Origin of the sequence: Acidithiobacillus sp. M4-SHS-6, from assembly GCF_047421495.1 — a bacterium.
Classification (GTDB): Bacteria; Pseudomonadota; Gammaproteobacteria; order Acidithiobacillales; family Acidithiobacillaceae; genus Acidithiobacillus.
Window position 1 is genome coordinate 1395412 of record NZ_CP175559.1, and the last position, 17795, is coordinate 1413206.

Annotated in this window: 21 protein-coding genes; 16 read left to right on the forward strand and 5 right to left on the reverse strand. The window is 56.9% G+C overall.

Going from position 1 to position 17795, the window contains the following annotated elements; all coding sequences use genetic code 11:
* Nucleotides 1–27: 27 nt before the first annotated feature.
* Nucleotides 28–1704, forward strand: a complete 1677-nt coding sequence (ilvD, locus tag ACJU26_RS07120) for a dihydroxy-acid dehydratase (RefSeq protein WP_414041805.1) — start codon at nucleotides 28–30, stop codon at nucleotides 1702–1704.
* A gap of 6 nt (nucleotides 1705–1710) precedes the next feature.
* Nucleotides 1711–2667: an NYN domain-containing protein gene (locus ACJU26_RS07125; RefSeq protein ID WP_414041806.1), complete on the forward strand. Its 957-nt coding sequence runs from the start codon at nucleotides 1711–1713 to the stop codon at nucleotides 2665–2667.
* A gap of 10 nt (nucleotides 2668–2677) precedes the next feature.
* Here the strand turns inward: ACJU26_RS07125 and argA are convergent, their stop codons facing one another.
* From argA to ACJU26_RS07145, 4 genes are all read right to left on the reverse strand, one after another.
* Nucleotides 2678–3985: an amino-acid N-acetyltransferase gene (gene argA / locus ACJU26_RS07130; RefSeq protein ID WP_414041807.1), complete on the reverse strand. Its 1308-nt coding sequence runs from the start codon at nucleotides 3983–3985 to the stop codon at nucleotides 2678–2680.
* A gap of 71 nt (nucleotides 3986–4056) precedes the next feature.
* Nucleotides 4057–4368 (reverse strand): BolA family protein, encoded by a 312-nt coding sequence (locus tag ACJU26_RS07135; RefSeq protein ID WP_414041808.1) that lies wholly within the window; start codon nucleotides 4366–4368, stop codon nucleotides 4057–4059.
* Complete coding sequence (locus tag ACJU26_RS07140) at nucleotides 4365–4667, reverse strand: YciI family protein (protein WP_414041809.1); 303 nt, start codon at nucleotides 4665–4667, stop codon at nucleotides 4365–4367. The genes ACJU26_RS07135 and ACJU26_RS07140 overlap by 4 nt, the downstream gene beginning before the upstream one ends.
* A gap of 51 nt (nucleotides 4668–4718) precedes the next feature.
* The gene (locus tag ACJU26_RS07145; protein ID WP_414041810.1) at nucleotides 4719–5270 is read right to left on the reverse strand and encodes a septation protein A; all 552 of its coding nucleotides are present in this window, start codon (nucleotides 5268–5270) and stop codon (nucleotides 4719–4721) included.
* A gap of 63 nt (nucleotides 5271–5333) precedes the next feature.
* Between ACJU26_RS07145 and ACJU26_RS07150 the strand changes: the two genes are divergently transcribed.
* Nucleotides 5334–6197: an ATP-binding protein gene (locus ACJU26_RS07150; protein ID WP_414041811.1), complete on the forward strand. Its 864-nt coding sequence runs from the start codon at nucleotides 5334–5336 to the stop codon at nucleotides 6195–6197.
* 37 nt (nucleotides 6198–6234) lie between these two features.
* On the opposite strand, the gene ACJU26_RS07155 is transcribed toward ACJU26_RS07150, so the two are convergent.
* On the reverse strand, nucleotides 6235–7035 hold the full coding sequence (locus ACJU26_RS07155) for an inositol monophosphatase family protein (RefSeq protein WP_414041812.1): 801 nt from the start codon (nucleotides 7033–7035) through the stop codon (nucleotides 6235–6237).
* 139 nt (nucleotides 7036–7174) lie between these two features.
* Between ACJU26_RS07155 and ACJU26_RS07160 the strand changes: the two genes are divergently transcribed.
* The 13 genes from ACJU26_RS07160 (at nucleotide 7175) to phoB (ending at nucleotide 17789) form a co-directional block, all read left to right on the forward strand.
* Nucleotides 7175–7942 carry an RNA methyltransferase gene (locus ACJU26_RS07160; protein WP_414041813.1) on the forward strand — a complete coding sequence of 256 codons (768 nt, stop codon included), beginning with the start codon at nucleotides 7175–7177 and terminating at the stop codon, nucleotides 7940–7942.
* Between the two features lie 49 nt (nucleotides 7943–7991).
* Nucleotides 7992–8762 carry a serine O-acetyltransferase gene (cysE, locus tag ACJU26_RS07165; RefSeq protein WP_414041814.1) on the forward strand — a complete coding sequence of 257 codons (771 nt, stop codon included), beginning with the start codon at nucleotides 7992–7994 and terminating at the stop codon, nucleotides 8760–8762.
* A 45-nt stretch (nucleotides 8763–8807) separates the two neighbouring features.
* Entirely contained in the window at nucleotides 8808–9299 is a 492-nt protein-coding gene (locus tag ACJU26_RS07170) for an Rrf2 family transcriptional regulator (RefSeq protein WP_414041815.1), read from the forward strand.
* An 18-nt stretch (nucleotides 9300–9317) separates the two neighbouring features.
* Complete coding sequence (locus ACJU26_RS07175; protein ID WP_414041816.1) at nucleotides 9318–10583, forward strand: IscS subfamily cysteine desulfurase; 1266 nt, start codon at nucleotides 9318–9320, stop codon at nucleotides 10581–10583.
* 24 nt (nucleotides 10584–10607) lie between these two features.
* Nucleotides 10608–11042, forward strand: coding sequence for a Fe-S cluster assembly scaffold IscU (gene iscU / locus ACJU26_RS07180; protein WP_414041817.1), 435 nt, complete (start codon nucleotides 10608–10610; stop codon nucleotides 11040–11042).
* A 10-nt stretch (nucleotides 11043–11052) separates the two neighbouring features.
* The gene (gene iscA / locus ACJU26_RS07185) at nucleotides 11053–11376 is read left to right on the forward strand and encodes an iron-sulfur cluster assembly protein IscA (RefSeq protein ID WP_414041818.1); all 324 of its coding nucleotides are present in this window, start codon (nucleotides 11053–11055) and stop codon (nucleotides 11374–11376) included.
* The gene (gene hscB, locus ACJU26_RS07190; RefSeq protein WP_414041819.1) at nucleotides 11352–11993 is read left to right on the forward strand and encodes a Fe-S protein assembly co-chaperone HscB; all 642 of its coding nucleotides are present in this window, start codon (nucleotides 11352–11354) and stop codon (nucleotides 11991–11993) included. Before iscA ends, hscB begins: the two co-directional genes overlap by 25 nt.
* A gap of 40 nt (nucleotides 11994–12033) precedes the next feature.
* Complete coding sequence (gene hscA, locus ACJU26_RS07195) at nucleotides 12034–13899, forward strand: Fe-S protein assembly chaperone HscA (RefSeq protein WP_414041820.1); 1866 nt, start codon at nucleotides 12034–12036, stop codon at nucleotides 13897–13899.
* Complete coding sequence (gene fdx / locus ACJU26_RS07200; protein WP_414041821.1) at nucleotides 13900–14238, forward strand: ISC system 2Fe-2S type ferredoxin; 339 nt, start codon at nucleotides 13900–13902, stop codon at nucleotides 14236–14238.
* Nucleotides 14238–14432 (forward strand): Fe-S cluster assembly protein IscX, encoded by a 195-nt coding sequence (gene iscX, locus ACJU26_RS07205; protein ID WP_414041822.1) that lies wholly within the window; start codon nucleotides 14238–14240, stop codon nucleotides 14430–14432. Before fdx ends, iscX begins: the two co-directional genes overlap by 1 nt.
* Before the next feature lie 12 nt (nucleotides 14433–14444).
* Nucleotides 14445–15512, forward strand: a complete 1068-nt coding sequence (gene mnmA, locus ACJU26_RS07210; protein WP_414041823.1) for a tRNA 2-thiouridine(34) synthase MnmA — start codon at nucleotides 14445–14447, stop codon at nucleotides 15510–15512.
* Between the two features lie 188 nt (nucleotides 15513–15700).
* On the forward strand, nucleotides 15701–16978 hold the full coding sequence (locus ACJU26_RS07215) for a DEAD/DEAH box helicase (protein WP_414041824.1): 1278 nt from the start codon (nucleotides 15701–15703) through the stop codon (nucleotides 16976–16978).
* Between the two features lie 100 nt (nucleotides 16979–17078).
* Nucleotides 17079–17789 (forward strand): phosphate regulon transcriptional regulator PhoB, encoded by a 711-nt coding sequence (phoB, locus tag ACJU26_RS07220; RefSeq protein WP_414041825.1) that lies wholly within the window; start codon nucleotides 17079–17081, stop codon nucleotides 17787–17789.
* Nucleotides 17790–17795: the final 6 nt, after the last annotated feature.

The following is a 17795-nucleotide window of genomic DNA, read 5'->3' on the forward strand; positions in this document are numbered from 1 at the left end:
ACCCCTTGAATATGCCTCGAGGTTGACATGCGCTCCGATATGATCAAAAAAGGTTTTGAACGGACTCCCCATCGTTCATTATTGAAGGCTTGTGGGGTCACTGACCGGGACATGGACAAGCCCTTTATCGGCGTGGCGAATTCCTATATTGATATTATTCCCGGTCATGTGCACCTGCAGGAGTTCGGTCGTATCGTCAAGGAAAATATCCGTGCGGCAGGCGGCATTCCCTTCGAGTTCAATACCATTGGCGTGGATGACGGCATCATCATGGGTCATGATGGTATGCGCTACTCGCTGCCGAGCCGGGAATTGATTGCCGATTCCATTGAAACCGTGGTGCAGGCCCATTATCTCGATGCCCTGATTTGTATTCCCAACTGCGACAAGATTGTCCCGGGTATGATCATGGGAGCCTTACGCTGTGACGTGCCGACGGTTTTTGTCTCCGGTGGTCCGATGGAAGCCGGCAAGCTCTCGGACGGGACTTCCATTGATTTGGTCACCGCCTTTGAAGCCGTGGGGCAGTTCAAGCGGGGTCAGATTACGGAAATTCGTCTCAAGGAAATCGAGGACAAGGCCTGCCCTAGCTGCGGTTCCTGTTCGGGTATGTTCACTGCCAACAGCATGAATTGTCTGATGGAAGTGCTGGGCATTGCCCTGCCGGGCAACGGCACCATTCTGGCCACGGCGGCCGAGCGCCGCGATTTGGTGCGACAGGCAGCGGATCGGGTGGTGGCCCTGGCCCTGGCCGGGGGACCAACCATGCGGCAACTGGTCGATTTTGAAGCCATTGATAATGCCTTCATCCTCGACATGGCCATGGGTGGTTCCACCAATACGGTATTGCATACCCTCGCCATCGCCCGCGAAGCGGGTATCCAGTATCCTCTGGCACGCCTCAATGATCTGGCCCAGGAGGTGGCCTATCTGGCCAAGGTGTCGCCAGCGCTGTCAACGGTGCATATTGAGGATATTGGGCGTGCGGGCGGTATTCCGGCCGTTCTCCATGAAGTGCACAAGCGCAATCCCGATGTGTTGCATCTGGATAAACCCACCGTCAGTGGGCGGAGTCTGCGTGAAATTGTTTCTGAAGCCCATGTGAAAGACAGTAAAATCATTCATCTGGCCAGCGACCCCATTGCCCCTACGGGTGGCTTGCGGGTGGTTTTCGGTAATCTGGCGCCGGAAGGGGGTATTGTCAAAATTGGTGCAGTGCTACCGGAAATGCGCCGTTTTTCGGGCCCGGCAAAAATCTTTGAAAGCATGGACAGTGCCGCTGAAGGCATTCTGGCGGGTGAGGTCAAAGCGGGTGATGTGGTGGTCATCCGCTATGAAGGACCCAAGGGTGGTCCCGGCATGCCGGAAATGCTGACCCCTACGGCCAATATCATGGGCATGGGGTTGGGAGAAAGTGTGGCGCTCATTACCGATGGGCGTTTCAGCGGCGCGACCCGCGGTGCCTGCATTGGTCATATTTCTCCCGAAGCGGCGGAAGGCGGACCGATCGGCTTGCTGAAAGCGGGTGATATCATTTCTCTGGATCTGGATAATGGCAAAATTCATGTGGATCTGAGTGACGAAGAACTGGCTGAACGGCGCAAGCATTGGGTGCCCATTGAAAAACCCCTGTCCTCTTCCTGGTTGCGCCGTTATCGCAAGCTGGTCTGCAATGCGGCCAATGGCGCCATTCTGGAGTCCTGAGTATCCATGAGTAACGGTGAGTTGCATATTGGTGTGTATGTCGATGCGGAAAATGTCCGTTATAACGGCGGTTATGCCATGCGTTATGACGTGCTGCGCCGCTTTGCCGCGCGTGAAGAGCAGGCGCGTCTTCTGCGGCTCAATACCTATATGGCCGTCGATGGCGAGCGGATGAAAAGGGACCGTGAATACCGGGAAGGTATTCGCAGTTACCAGCAGGCGGTGCGCGATCTCGGCTGGAAAATCATTGAAAAGCCGGTGCGCTGGTTTGTGGATGATGAGGGTAACCGGGTCTCCAAAGCCAATGCCGATCTGGATCTGGCCGTCGATGTCATGCTCCAGTCCGAACGTCTGGATCAAGTGCTGCTGGTGACGGGGGATGGTGATTTTCTGCAGGTGGTCAGGGCCTTGCAGAACAAGGGCTGCCGTGTGGAGGTGTTGGCATTTCGTAATGTTTCCAGAGAGCTGCAGCACGAAGCCGATGCGTTTTATTCGGGCTATCTGGTGCCGGGCTTGTTACCTACGCGGGGAGATATGCGTGTTCCCTGGGGAGAAATGGGCTCGCGTATTCGCGGTATCTGCATCCGCTGGGAAGCAGAGCGGGGTTTTGGTTTCATTCGCTTCTTGACGGGGATTTCCGCCCGACTCTGGGTTACCGATACCCGGCATGAAGATTCTCCTTATGAGTCAGCATTTGTCCATATTTCTGATTTGCCACGCGAACTGGATACGGACGATCTGCCCAGCCGGGATATTATCCTGGAGTTTGACATCGAGCCCAGCGAGACCGAAAAAGGGGGATTCATTGCCCGGCGCTGCACGGTGGTCAATCGTTATGATGGTCGCAGCGGCATGATGAGCAAACCGAGTGACAGGTCGGTGCCGGCGCGTGGTGAGGAAGAGGCGCTGGAGGAGAACCCCGTTGTTGAGGAAACATTGCTGGAAGAAGAGGCGGCTCCTTAGGCGTGGAAACTCAGAGGGACTGAAAAAACACCTGGCTGCGGCGCTGGAAATTATACAGTTGCTGCCTAGGTACCGGCAGTTCCGCCAAGGAACCCTGGCGGAATTTACGCTCCAGGAACCAGTGTGTGCTTTGCGTGCTCAGGACAAAAATCTGGGATAACTGCCTTTCCCTGGCCCAGTTTTCGCAAAACGCGAGCAGTCTCTCACCGCGTCCCTGACGACGATAAGGGCTGTCCACAGCCAGACAAGCCACTTCGGCCATGCCTTGCTCAGGATAGGGATAAATGGCGGCGCAACCGATGATCTTGCCATCCCGTTCCATCACCACGAAATGGTCGGCTTCCATTTCCAGCCGTTCCCGGCTGCGCCTGACCAGGATGCCTTTTTCTTCCAGAGGCCGAATCAAGGCAAGAATGCCGGGAATATCGGCGACCGTGGCCATGCGCATATGCTCAAAGGAATCCCGGGATATCAGGGTACCGAGTCCATCACGGGTAAACAGTTCGCGGAGCAGGGCGCCATCCACATGCCTTGAAATCAGATGAACGCGCTCCACGCCTTTTGCGCAGGCTGTCGCGGCGCTGTGCAGATGTTCGCGGACTTCCGTGGAAATATCCTGGCGTTCCAGCAAGGCCGGGATTTCCGAGGAAGTCAGTTGTCTCAGCAGCGCCCCTTCCGCATCGACAACACCCTCCTCATCCATGTAAAACACCAGCTTGGCCGCCCCCAGGGCAATGGCGGCAGCCACCGCTACTTCTTCGGCACGAATGTTGAACAGGGTGCCCGTGGGAGAAACCCCAATGGGCGAGAGCAATACGATTTCATCAGCGGCGAGATGCCGTTCCATGGCCTCTTTGGCGACCCGCCGGACCTTGCCGGTGCTTTGATAATCCACCCCGTCCAGTATGCCGAGGGGTTGGGCGATGATGAAATTGCCGCTGACCACCTGCAGCCCGGCATGGGCCATGGGTGAGCCCATCTGCCCTTCCGAGAGGGCCGCTTCCACGACCAGGCGTGCCCCGCCCACGGCTTCACGCAGCACCTGCATGGCTTCCGGACTGGTGATGCGCTTGCCATGGACCCGTTGGGTCTGTAATCCATGCATTTGGAGCGCCGCGTCTATTTGCGGTCCAGCACCATGAACCAGTACGACGTTGATACCCAGACTGTTGAGCAGGGCAATATCATGGGCCAGAACGCGAATGCTGCCATCGGCGATGGCATCGCCGCCAAAATTGATGACGAAGGTCTGCCCCCGGAAGCGGTGGATATAGGGGGAGGATTCGCGAAAACTGCGCACGAAACTATCCGCAGGCATGTGGGTGTCCTCCAAGAGCCGCGGCGAAGGAGATGTTGTGCGCAATCAAGGAGGATTGTCCCTGTGCTGCGTTACTGGGTATGGAGGGAGATGGTGCGGCGCGGGACTTTGGGCTGGTTCAGCGCGGCAAATTCTTCGGGAGTATAAGCCTTCACGGCCAAAGCATGAATTTGGTCTCGAACCGACTCCGTGGCCGCGTTGACCAGACGATGTCGGGCCAGGGCCGTCATCCCCGCAAACTGTGCGCAGACAATGCGTAGCTCATAGTGTCCACCACCATCGGACTGCTCATGTTCACTGTGTGCCTTCGTACGATCCCTGACTTCCAGAAATTCAGGATGAAGGGCATTTTCCAGTAATTGTTCCAGTTGTTGCTTGCTCATGGCAAAAACACTCCTTTGTAGGGGCGAACGCTCACATCGGCATAGACCCCGGCACTGAGGTAGGGTTCGGCAGCCGCCCAGGCATGGGCGTCATCCAGGGAATCAAAGCGGGCAATGATCAGGCTGCCGGTGAATCCCGCTTCACCGGGTTCTTCCGTGTCCAGGGCAGGGAAGGGGCCTGCGGTCAGCAGCCGTCCTTCGGATTGTAACTGGTGCAGGCGCGCCAGATGGTCGCCTCTGGCGCTTTGTCGCTTGCTCAAGGAATTGGGATTATCCGTGCCGATGATGCAGTAGTACATAAGTCTGTCCTGTCAAAAAAATGGGCGTTAGGAGCATTCCAGTAGCGGTGTTCACGAGTCTGTATCCTTGATTTCCTGAGGGAGTGCCCGGGAAATGACGACGGCCTGGAACAATACAAAAATGATGGTAATGCCAAGCATACCGAAAAGCTTGAAATCTACCCAGATGCCGGTGGAAAAACTGTAGGCCACCACCAGATTCAGGACTGCGCCAAACACAAAAAAAGTGATCCAGTAGGTATTGAGGCGCCGCCAGAAAGACTGGGGTAGGGTGGCGGGAAGCTGAGCACCCATCAGCCGCTCCAGCAGGGGTTGTTCCCGCCAGTGGGTAAAAAACAGCACTCCGGCAAAGAGCAGATAGAGGATGCTGGGTTTGATCTTGATAAAGGTATCGTTATGAAAATAAAGGGTCAGGCCCCCAAAAATGAGGATCAGTAGGGTGGACACCCAGGTCATGGTCTCAATACGTCCGCGCCGCCACCATTGCCAGGTCATGAGCAGGATGGCAGCAACGATCAGCACTTCGGTAGCCGTATAAATGCCGTGAATTTTATAGGCGACAAAAAACAGGATGATGGGCAAAAAGTCGGTAAGTAGTTTCATGACGGGACGCAGTAAGATAAAGTGGAACGGAACTATCTAACCACAGAAAGGAGTTTATGGACAGTGGAACGTCATCAATTGCTTGAAGGTTTAGCGGCGCTGCTGGGTGATAGCAGTAGCCATCCTCTGCCGGACTTTGCCAACGTGAAAGCGGCGCGCTGGCGGCATTTGCCCCTGGGAGGGCGGCTGGAAGGCGTGACCCGGGTGGATTTGCCGGAAATGGACGAGCTTCTGGGTATTGATGAGACCAAGGCGGCGCTGGATCTGAATACCCGTCAGTTTGTGGCAGGATTTCCGGCCAATGATGCCCTGCTCTGGGGCGGCAGAGGAACAGGAAAGTCTTCCCTGGTCAAGGCCTTGCTGCGGCGTTATGCCGATCAGGGGCTGCGCCTCATTGAAATGGATGCCGATGGCATTCTGGATTTGCCTGAAATTCTGGCCGCATTGCAGGCCGCTGATTCCGAGCAGCGTTATCATTTTGCCCTGTTTTGTGATGATTTGTCTTTCAGTTCGGACGATCCGGGTTATAAGGCGCTCAAATCCCTGCTGGATGGCGGAGTCGAGGCGCGTCCTGACAATGTCCTCCTGTATGCCACCAGTAACCGGCGTCATCTCATGCCCCGACACTTTTCCGACAATGAAGAGTACCATCGTCATGGAGACGAGATTATTGCGGGTGAAACCGCCGAGGAAAAAATCAGCCTGTCCGAGCGCTTTGGGCTATGGCTGGGATTTTATCCCTTCGATCAGGCCATGTATCTGGATATTTGTGCCATACATCTGCGCCGTCTGGATATGCCCGCAGACCCGGAAGAATGGCGGGAAGAAGCCTTGCGCTGGGCGCTGCAGCGGGGGTCACGCAGTGGTCGGGTAGCACGCCAGTTTGCCCGGCACTGGGCCGGGTCGCGGGCATTGGCAGCCCAGTAAAGAAGGGCTTTTGGCCGTTAATACCATCAACGCGTTGCTACTCAGGCTTGGGCTTATTGATTTCATGGCTGATGATGTGGAGCATTTGTGCATGGACGCGCAGATTGCCGGCGACAATGTTGCCATTTTCCAGGAATCCCTGCTCGCCCGCGAAGTCGGTAGCTACCCCACCGGCTTCTTGCACCAGCAGGGCTCCCGCTGCCAGATCCCAGGGTTTGAGATTGAACTCCCAGAATCCGTCGTAGCGACCCGCTGCCACATAGGCCAGATCCAGTGCGGCGGAACCGGGGCGGCGGATGCCCGCAGTTTTCAGCATGAAGGCCTTGAAGGTAGCCAGATAGGTGTCGAGATAGGAGAAGTCCCGGAACGGGAAGCCGGTTCCCAGCAGGGCACCATCCAGATCCTTGCGCTGGGCGATACGCAGCCGGCGATCATTGAGGTGGGCGCCAGCACCGCGAGAGGCCGTAAACAGTTCATCATGAATCGGATTGTAAACCACAGCATGTTCCAGACGATCAAAATGCTTGATGCCAATGGAGACGCATAGCTGCGGCATGCCGTGAATGAAATTGGTGGTGCCGTCGAGGGGGTCAATGATCCACTCAAAGTCCTTGTCGGTAATACGGCTCCCTTCCTCGGCAAGGATGCCATGCTCGGGATAGGCGCGACGGATGATTTCGACGATGGCCGCTTCGGCGCGCTGGTCCACGTCGGTCACAAAATCGTTATGGGCCTTGGCTGTAATGGTGATTTCATTGACCCGAGCAAAACTGCGGTTGATGATATCGCCCGCTTTGCGGGCGGCACGGACGGCGGTAACTAGCATGGGATGCTGCATGGGAACCCTATGAATAAAGACATTGAATGTTGTCCAGTATAAAGGAGAACGACATCGACCGCACGAATGCTCTGAAAGAGGTACCTGGTTGGTAAAAGCAATGCACGGGGTAAAAGTAAATGATCGGGAGTAACACAGCGTGAGTGCAGAGATTTTGGAGGGGTTGCGGGTGGTGCTGGTGGAAACCAGCCATCCGGGGAATATCGGTGCCACGGCTCGCGCCATGAAAGTCATGGGATTGCAGCATCTGGTGCTGGTAAACCCGCGCCATTTTCCCCATCCCGAAGCCACAGCCCTGGCTTCGGGAGCGGAAGATATTCTCGACAGGGCGCAGGTTAGGTCGGATCTGACCACGGCCTTACAGGGCTGTCACAAGGTCTATGGAAGCAGTGCCCGGGATCGTCGCATTCATTGGCCGCAGTTGGATGCCCGGGAGGCGGCGCTGGACATGGTGCAGGAGCTGGCGAGTGGTCATTGCGCCCTGGTTTTTGGCCGGGAGCGCACCGGGCTCAGTAATGAAGAACTGGATCACTGCCAAATGCTGGTCAATATTCCCACGGCCGAATTGTATCATTCACTGAATCTGGGGCAGGCGGTGCAAGTGTTGGCTTACGAGTTGCACATGGCGACCCTGAGCATCCGTGCGGACCTGCCCGCCTATCCCTCTGCTGCGGTACGGGAAACGCCTGCCCCCATGGAAGATATGGAGGGGTTTTATCAACATCTGGAGCAGGTGCTGCGGCAAAGCGGTTTTCTGCAGGAAACTCGTGCCACCCGAATGATGCGCCGTTTGCGTCGTCTGTATGACCGGGCGCGACCCAGCGCCAATGAAGTCCATATCCTGCGTGGTGTTCTCACGGAAATACAACGCTGGGCGGCGAATAGTAGACAAAAAGGGTCGGGATAGTCTTTAATGCGGGCTGAGAAAAACAGACGGAACCGGAGGAGTCAAACGTATGACTGGGCATTGGCGCGCTGACCTGGATGCTGTTTTTGCCCGTGATCCTGCCGCCCGCAACCGTCTTGAGGTGTTGCTGACCTATCCAGGGGTGCATGCCCTGTTCATGCATCGTCTTGCCCATGGTCTGTGGAAACGGCGCTGGCGCTTGCTGGCCCGGAGTCTCGCGGCTTTTTCACGCTTCTGGACGGGGATCGAAATTCATCCCGGAGCCTGCATTGGCCAACGTTTTTTCATCGATCACGGTATGGGTGTGGTGATTGGTGAAACGGCGGAAATTGGTGATGATTGTACGCTCTATCATGGGGTTACCCTGGGGGGCACTTCCTGGAAACCGGGCAAGCGTCATCCCACTCTGGGAAACGGAGTGATTGTGGGTGCAGGCGCCAAAGTGCTGGGGCCGATTGTGGTGGGTGATCAGGCCCGGATTGGGTCCAACGCGGTGGTGGTCCAGTCGGTTCCTGCAGGAGCCACGGTGGTGGGTATTCCGGGCCGGGTGGTGAATAAGACCGAGCAGCACCCGGATAATTTCGAGGCTTATGGCTTGACTGGCCAGATGCCTGATCCGGTGGCCAGAGCCATAGAATGCATGCTGGAACACATGCGTCGGCAGGATGCCGAAATAGCCCAACTCAGGGAGGGATTGCAGCAGTTACAGCCCCAGGAGCCATTGCTGTCGGTCGAGGAGGTCGCTTGCTCTCTGGACGCGGGTTCGGCTTCTCCAGAGCAGGCTCTGCCGGCGCGGGGAACTTCGTCCGGTAATACTTGACTAATTTAGTAGAGATAGTAAGATGTGCTGCAGAGGTGTTCCGATATGAGATTGACGACAAAAGGCCGCTATGCGGTAACCGCCATGCTGGATTTGGCTTTGCATCAGCAGGATGGGGTAGTGACTGTGGCGGATATTTCCCATCGTCAACAGATCTCGGTGGCCTACCTGGAGCAACTGTTCGGGCGTATCCGCCGCGTGGGTCTGATTGAAAGCGTGCGGGGACCTGGTGGTGGTTATCGGCTGGCATTGCCGGATTCGCAGATTCCCCTCACCCGTATTGTCGAGGCGGTCAACGAATCCATCAGTACCACCCAGTGTGGTGGCGAGCCGCAGAACTGCTGCAAAGGCGATGGTCAGCAGTGTCTGACCCATGATCTCTGGGAAGAAATGGGTGATTTGATCGCCGGTTTTCTGGGGAGCATCACCCTGGGGGATCTGGTCAGTCGCCATATGAAAAAAGAATCGGTGCAGGGTGCGCCGGTTCGTATGCAAAATCGCCATACGTTGCGCACAGCGACGCATGATACCGCTTGATACCGTGAGGTGCAGATTATGAGGTCATCGCAAATTATCGGACTGGAGAGCAAGAAACCCTTGCTGGTAGATCCGGATCGTCCCATTTATCTGGATTATCAGGCGACAACGCCCGTGGATCCGCAGGTGCTGGAGCAGATGCTGCCTTACCTGACCCATGATTTCGGGAATGCGGCGAGTCGTTCTCATGTCTACGGCTGGACTGCGGAAAAAGCCGTGGAGAAAGCCCGTCAGCAGGTAGCCGATGCCATTCATGCGGATCCCCGTGAAATTGTCTGGACCTCCGGTGCCACCGAGTCCATCAATCTGGCCCTGAAGGGGGCCGCCCATTTTTACTCCGGCAAGGGCAAACACATCATCACTCTGCGGACCGAGCACAAGGCGACCCTCGACACCTGCCGGCAGCTGGAGCGGGAGGGCTTTGAGGTGACCTATCTGGAGGTTCAGGAAGATGGCCTCGTTGACCTGAAAACTTTTGAAGCCGCCATCCGTCCGGACACCATCATTGCTTCGGTGCTTTTCGTGAATAACGAAATCGGGGTCATTCAGCCCATGGCCGAGATCGGTCGGATTTTGCGGGCGCACAAGGTACTGTTCCATGTGGATGCAGTCCAGGCGCTGGGCAAGATCCCCGTGGATGTGGAGGCCATCCAGGCGGACCTGATGAGTTTGTCCGGACACAAGATTTATGGTCCCAAAGGCATTGGTGCCTTATACGTCCGGCGCAAACCCCGGGTGCGGGTGGAAGCGCAGATTCATGGTGGAGGCCATGAGCGGGGTATGCGTTCGGGCACATTGCCCACCCACCAGATCGTCGGGATGGGCGCAGCGGCGGAATTGGCGGTGCGGCTCATGGACAGCGATGCCCAGAGAATCGGCAAGTTGCGTGATCGGCTGCTCAAGGGCATTCAGGATCGTGTTGAGGAAACCTATATCAATGGCAGTATGGAACATCGGGTGCCCCATAACCTGAATATCAGCTTTGCCTTTGTCGAAGGTGAATCCTTGATTATGGCCCTCAAGGAAATAGCGGTTTCCAGCGGTTCGGCCTGTACTTCAGCGAGTCTGGAGCCGTCCTATGTGCTGCGGGCATTGGGTAAATCCGATGAATTGGCCCACAGTTCCATTCGCTTTGGTATTGGCCGCTTTACGACGGAGGCCGAAATTGATGCCACCATCGAGTTGATTGCCAGCAAGGTGGGCAAGTTGCGGGAATTGTCCCCGCTCTGGGAAATGCATCAAGAAGGCATTGATCTCAATAGTATTCAGTGGGCCGCACATTAAGGCTCTCATGCAAGGAGAACAGTCATGGCATACAGTGAAAAAGTCATTGATCATTATGAAAATCCCCGCAATGTCGGGGCGATGGACAAGGATGACAGCGGCGTGGGTACCGGCATGGTAGGCGCTCCCGCCTGCGGTGACGTGATGCGCCTGCAGATCAAGGTGAACGCCCAGGGCATTATCGAAGATGCCAAATTCAAGACCTATGGTTGTGGTTCAGCCATTGCTTCCAGTTCCCTGGTCACGGAATGGGTCAAGGGTAAAACCCTCGACGAGGCCATGACCATCAAAAACAGCCATATTGCCGAAGAACTGGAACTGCCTCCGGTCAAGATTCATTGTTCCGTGCTGGCCGAAGATGCCATCAAGGCTGCAGTGGAAGACTATCGCAGCAAGCAGGGTGCTGCCCAGGCCAGGCAGGGTGGTGGCGAAGCGCTGTCCGCCCAGGCGGCGCACTGAGGATCCCGCTATGGCTTTGACTTTGTCCGAAAGCGCTGTCCAGCAGGTACGCAAGAGCATTGCCAAGCGGGGAAAGGGACTGGGTATTCGCATTGGAGTCAAAACCAGTGGATGTTCCGGCTTGTCCTATGTCATGGAATTTGTGGATACGCCCAATCCCGAGGATCTGGTGTTTCCGCATGATGACGTCAGCCTCTTTGTAGATCCCAAGAGTCTGATTTATCTGGACGGTACTCAGCTCGATTTTACCCGCGAAGGACTCAATGAGGGGTTTCGTTTCAATAACCCCAATGTCAAGGATTCCTGCGGTTGCGGCGAGAGTTTTACGACCTGATGGCTGATTTCTGTATGCAGTGCGGGGCGGAACTCGGTGTTCCCCCCGCATTTTGTCATGCTTGCGGCACTATCCAGCCGTTTCGTCCGGAGTTGTCTCTGTTTGCGGTGGTCGGCCTCCCGGCAAGTTTTGCCCTGGATCCGCAGACCTTGCGGCAACGGGTGCTGGATTTGCAGAAGATGCTCCATCCCGATCGTTTTGCCCATGCCGATGCGACCCGGCGACGTTATTCGCTGGAATGGAGTACGCGGCTGAACGAGGCGCTGGCGCTACTGCGTGATCCACTCAAACGCGCCGATTATCTTCTCCAGGCTCAGGGTGTGGATGCTTTGGGTGAACAGGTCAAGGTCGCCGATCCTGCTTTATTGATGTCCCAGATGGTCTACCGGGAGCGTCTGGAAGACCTGCTGGCGGCCAGGGATCAGCAGGGGCTGGAGCACCTGCGCGCAGAGGTGACCGCTGCGGTGGATAAGGCCATTGAAAAGCTCGGAGTCTTGCTGAAAACCTTGCCCTGTACCCAAAGCGAAGCCGCCGGGGCAGTGCTCCGTGAACTGCAGTTTCTGGACAAGCTCCAGGGTGAAATCGACCATAGTGAGGAATCCTTGCAGAACCTCTAATGCTGGAGGGCAACCCCATGAATAAACAAGGTGTTACAGTATGGCGTTAATGCAAATTGCAGAACCGGGCATGACTGCGGATCCCCATCAACGGCGCCTGGCCATTGGTATTGATCTGGGGACGACCCATTCGTTGGTGGCTTCGGTGCTGTCGGCGGTGCCCACGGTCATGCGCGATCAGGCGGGGAACTACTTGTTGCCCTCGGTGGTGCGCTATCTGGAAAATGACGCGGTTTCCGTAGGTTATCCGGCGCTGGCAGCCGCAGCCCAGGATCCTCATAACACCATTGCATCGGTCAAGCGCTTCATGGGGCGTGGTCATGGGGATGTCCAGAAACTGGCGGGCCATTTGCCCTATGATTTGGTTCCCGATGAAGGCATGTTGCGTTTGCGGACTCGCGCGGGCGAAAAATCGCCGGTAGAAGTCTCTGCTGAAATTCTTCGGGTACTCAAAGCCCTGGCGGTGGAAACCCTGGGTGCTGAGCCGGAAGGAGCGGTGATTACCGTGCCGGCCTATTTTGATGAGGCGCAGCGGCAAGCGACCAAGGATGCGGCCCGTCTGGCCGGCCTGAAGGTGCTGCGCCTCCTGGCCGAGCCTACGGCAGCGGCGGTGGCTTACGGGCTCGATAAAAAAAGTGAGGGGCTTTTCGCCATTTATGATCTGGGCGGTGGCACTTTTGATATTTCCATTTTGCGCTTGCAGGCGGGGGTGTTTGAAGTGCTGGCGACTGCGGGAGATACCGCCCTGGGTGGCGATGACATGGATCACGCCATTGCCGAATGGCTGATCGCCGAGTCTGGTACGCGCCAGGATGATCCCGTATGGCGTCGGCAGCTATTGCAGCAAGCCCGCCAGGCCAAGGAGGCACTGACGGAGCAGGAGCAGGTGCAGATTCGGCTGGAGCCCGAAGCGGGAAATTCCATCCCCCTGACCTTATCCCGCGCACAGCTTGAAAATCTGATTCAGCCGGTGCTGCAGCGCACCCTCCCGGCCTGCCGACGTGCCCTTCGCGATGCCGGCCTGAAGGTCACCGATATGGATGGCGTGGTGCTGGTGGGAGGGGCGACCCGGGTGCCCGCCTTGCGCCGCCTCGTCGCTGAATTTTTTCAGCAACCCGTACTGACGGATATTGATCCCGATCAGGTCGTCGCCCTGGGAGCCGCCATCCAGGCGGATGCACTGGTCGGCAATCAACGCGAAGACCTGTTGTTGATGGATGTGCTGCCCCTTTCGTTGGGCCTGGAAACCATGGGCGGTCTGGTGGAAAAAATCATTCCCCGCAATACGCCCATACCCGCTGCCAAGGCCCAGGAGTTCACGACCTTCAAGGATGGGCAGACGGCCATGAGTATTCATGTGCTCCAGGGTGAGCGGGACCTGGTGCAGGATTGCCGTTCACTGGCGCGCTTCAGTTTGCGCGGCATCCCTCCCATGGTGGCCGGAGCGGCCCGTATTCGCGTGACTTTTCAGGTGGATGCCGATGGCTTGTTGACTGTATCGGCGGAAGAGGGCAGTACGGGGCTGCGCTCGGAAGTGCTCGTCAAGCCCAGTTTTGGGCTGGATGACGCGGAAATTGCCCGCATGCTTCAGGAGTCATTTGCCCATGGCGCTGAAGATGTGGCCCAGCGCCGCCTCTCTGAAGCAAGAGTGGAGGGAGAACGGGTACGCGAGGCCTTGCAGGGGGCATTGCAAAGCGACGCGGCTTTGTTGGATAGCGCAGAACTAACCCGCCTGGATGCGGCACGCCGGCATCTGGAAGAATGTCTGGGCGGCAGTGATGCGGATGCCATTCAAAAAGCGGCCGAAGCCGTCGAAGCTGCTGCGCAACCCTTGGTGCAGCGTCGCATGGATAGTGCCTTGCAGCGGGCTATTGCGGGCCGTTCCATAGATGATCTGGGAGAATAAATGACGAAAATACAAGTCCTACCCAACGCCGAACTGTGTCCCGAAGGGGCGGAATTCGAGGCGGAACCGGGGGAAACCATCATTGCCGCCGCCATGCGTCATCATATTGCCATTGAGCATGCCTGTGAAATGTCCTGTGCCTGCACGACCTGCCATGTCATTATACGGGAAGGCTTTGACAGCCTCGCAGCCGCAGAGGACAAAGAAGAAGATCTGCTGGACAAGGCTTGGGGGCTGGAACCGACTTCGCGCCTGAGTTGTCAGGCCAAAGTGACGGATACCCCCCTGGTCATCGAAATACCCAAATACACCATCAACCTGGAAAAGGAGCGGCACTGATGCAGTGGGGCGATACCATGGACATTGTTTTCGCACTGGATGAGGCACATCCCGATGCGGATGTGCAACTGCTCCGCTTCACGGATTTGCATCGCTGGATTGTGGAGCTTCCGGATTTTGATGATGATCCGGAAAAATCCAGCGAAGGTATTCTCGAAGCCATCCAGATGGCCTGGCTGGCCGAGAAGGATTGAGGACTGCATAAGATGGCGGCACCCAAGGCGCTGGTCGCCCTTTCCGGTGGGGTGGATTCTGCCGTGGCCGCCATTCTCATGCAGGAACAGGGCTATGATCTGATGGGTGTGACCCTGCGACTCTGGCCGAAAAGTCGCTGCTGCGATGAAAAAGATATTGAAGATGCCGCCGAAGTCTGTGCCCGCCTGCAGATTCCCTATCAGGTGCTCGATTATCGCGAGTCTTTCCGTCAGCAGATCGTGGATGCGTTTGTCGCGGAATACCAGGCCGGACGCACGCCCAATCCCTGTGCCCGCTGCAATCAGTTTCTCAAGTTCGATGCTCTGCTGGAAGAAGGCAAAAAGCGGGGCGCCAACATTCTGGCCACAGGCCACTATGCCCGACTTCTCGAGATGGAATCCGGCACCGCCCTGCTGCGCGGTGAAGATGCCAGCAAGGACCAGTCCTATTTTCTTTTTGCCCTCGGTGCCGGGCTGCTGCCGCAGTTGCGTTTTCCCGTCGGTGCCATGCACAAGGATGCGGTGCGTGCCCTGGCTCGCAAGCATGCACTGCCGGTGGCGACAAAACAGGATTCCCAGGATATCTGTTTTGTTCCAGACGGTGACTACCGCCGTTTTCTCGTCGATTACGCCGGTCTGGATCTGGAGCAGGAAGGGGAGATGGTGGACAGCAGCGGTCAGGTCATCGGTCATCATTCCGGCGTCCTGAATTTTACCGTGGGACAACGCAAAGGATTGGGCGGAGGTAGCGGCCAGCCGCGCTATGTGCTGGCTCTCGATCCCGTCCGCAATCAGGTCCGGGTAGGGAGCGAAAAGGAGCTGTACCAGACCAGGGCTTATTTGCAAGACTGTAACTGGCTGATGCCTTTGGATATTTCCCAGGAGCACCCGGTGACGGTGAAATTGCGCTATCGTTCCCGTCCTGAACCGGGAGTTTTATGCCTGAAAGACCATGGTCGGGCCGAAATCCGCTTTCACGAGGGGCAACGGGCCATCACTCCCGGACAAGCGGCTGTCTGTTATGTGGGAGAGCGCTTGCTCGGCGGAGGCTGGATCCGTACCGCCGAAAATCCCGCGTAAATGGCAAGTACAGTAAAAATTCTATCTTGGGGCCATTTTTCTCGTATTTATGTGCATATTCTGATAGAGTCCATCCGCCGTCATGAATCAGTCTGTATGATGGCCTTTGCATTGGTCCCCACCTTGATGAAGCGTCTGCCCAGACTGGCGTCCTTGTGGCGAGGCCGGTGTTTTCGGAGTAATTCCCCATGTCTTCTGATTTTGCATCACTCGGACTTTCCGAGCCCATTTGGCGTGCCGCTGCGGAACGCGGTTATACCACGCCTACCCCTATTCAGACCCAAGCCATTCCCGCTGTGTTGTCCGGCGTGGATTTGCTCGCCGGGGCGCAAACCGGCACCGGTAAAACGGCGGCATTTGCCATGCCCATTCTCCATCAACTGGCCGCTACATCGGCAACGGCTTTTCATGGTCCTTCCAGTGTTCGGGCATTGATTCTCGTGCCCACTCGCGAACTGGCAGTTCAGGTGGAAGAAAGCGTGCAACTCTACGGGAAAAATTTATCCCTGCGCTCGCTGATCCTCATTGGCGGCGTCAAAATCAATCCACAAATGCAGAAGTTGCGGCGCAGCGTGGATGTGCTGGTGGCCACCCCCGGACGTCTGCTGGATCATATCCAGCAGCGCAGTGTGGACTTGTCCCATGTGGAGATCCTGGTGCTGGATGAAGCCGATCGCATGCTGGATATGGGGTTTATTCGCGATATTCGGCGGATTCTGGCCATATTGCCCAAAAGGCGTCAGAACCTCCTGTTTTCCGCCACTTTTTCTCCAGAAATCCGGACGCTGGCCGATGGCTTGCTGAAGAATCCGGTCAGTGTCGAGGTGGCCGGCCGTAATGCCACTGCAGACACGGTTTTCCAGCGGTTTTTTGCGGTCGATCAGGAGCGCAAGCGTGACCTGTTGACCCATCTCATTCGTGAGGACCAATGGGAGCAGGTGTTGGTATTTACCCGGACCAAGCATGGTGCGGATCGGCTGGCCAAGCACCTTTCCCAGGAGGGGATGCAGGCCATGGCGATTCATGGCAATAAAAGTCAGGGGGCGCGAACCCGTGCCCTGGCGGAATTCAAGGAAGGCAAGGTCCGGGTGCTGGTGGCCACCGACATTGCGGCACGCGGCATAGATATCAGTGAGCTCCCCCATGTGGTGAACTTCGAGCTGCCCCATGTGCCGGAAGATTACGTGCACCGTATCGGCCGGACCGGCAGGGCCGGAAATAATGGACAGGCGGTGTCTCTGGCCAGTGCGGATGAACGCAGGCAGTTGGCCGATATAGAGAAACTGCTGAAACGGTCCTTTGCCAAGGAAACCGTTGCGGGCTTTGAACCCCGGCAAAACTTTCCCGGTCATCAGCCAGCAGTCCATGTGCGCCGTTCGTCGGCTCCTGGTACCCAGCGCGGAAGCTCCAGCCAGTCAGCGAATGGCGGAAATCGCCTGCGGGAGAGGCCCAAAACTTCCGTATAGTGCGCGCGATTGGCCGCGCTGATGATCTTCTCTTGGCAGACCCCCTGCTGATCGGTCACAATGCCCAATCTAAAGAGCGTCGATCCGAGATTGGTCAGATATGGAAGAAGAAAAGGTTTCCTCTGCGCGCATTCTGGTTGTTGAGGATGAAGAAGGTATTCAGGAGTTGCTGCGCGTGGCCCTGCAGCGTAACGGCTTTGAAGTGCGCTGTGAGGGCAGCGTGGAAGCAGCAGACCTCGCTCTGAAAAACTGGGCGCCGCAAATGATCATTCTTGACTGGATGTTACCGGGAGAAAATGGGGTGGCCTGGTGCAGGCTGTTGCGGCGTCGGGAGGAAACCCAAAAACTGCCGATCATCCTTCTGACCGCGCGAGGGGAAGAAGGCGACCGGGTACATGGACTCGAATCCGGTGCCGATGACTATCTGGCCAAACCGTTTTCCCCCCGCGAGCTGGTAGCGCGGGTCAACGCACTGTTACGCCGCAGCTATGGCAATAATTCGGTGGGTGTGGTCAAGCTGGGCGAATTGCAGGTGGATCTGCGCGCCCATCGCGTGTATGTGCAGGATGTCCAGCTGCACCTCGGTCCTACGGAGTTTCGTCTTTTACGCCTCTTCGTGACCAATCCGGACCGGGTTTTTTCCCGGGACATGCTCCTGGATCAAATCTGGGGGCGGCAAAGCTTTATTGAAGAACGCACGGTGGATGTCCATATCCGGCGTTTGCGACGGGTTCTGGATGAACATGGGCATGCCCATATTATTGAGACCGTGCGCGGCGAAGGTTATCGCTGCACTGCGGTTACCGGGTGATCTCCA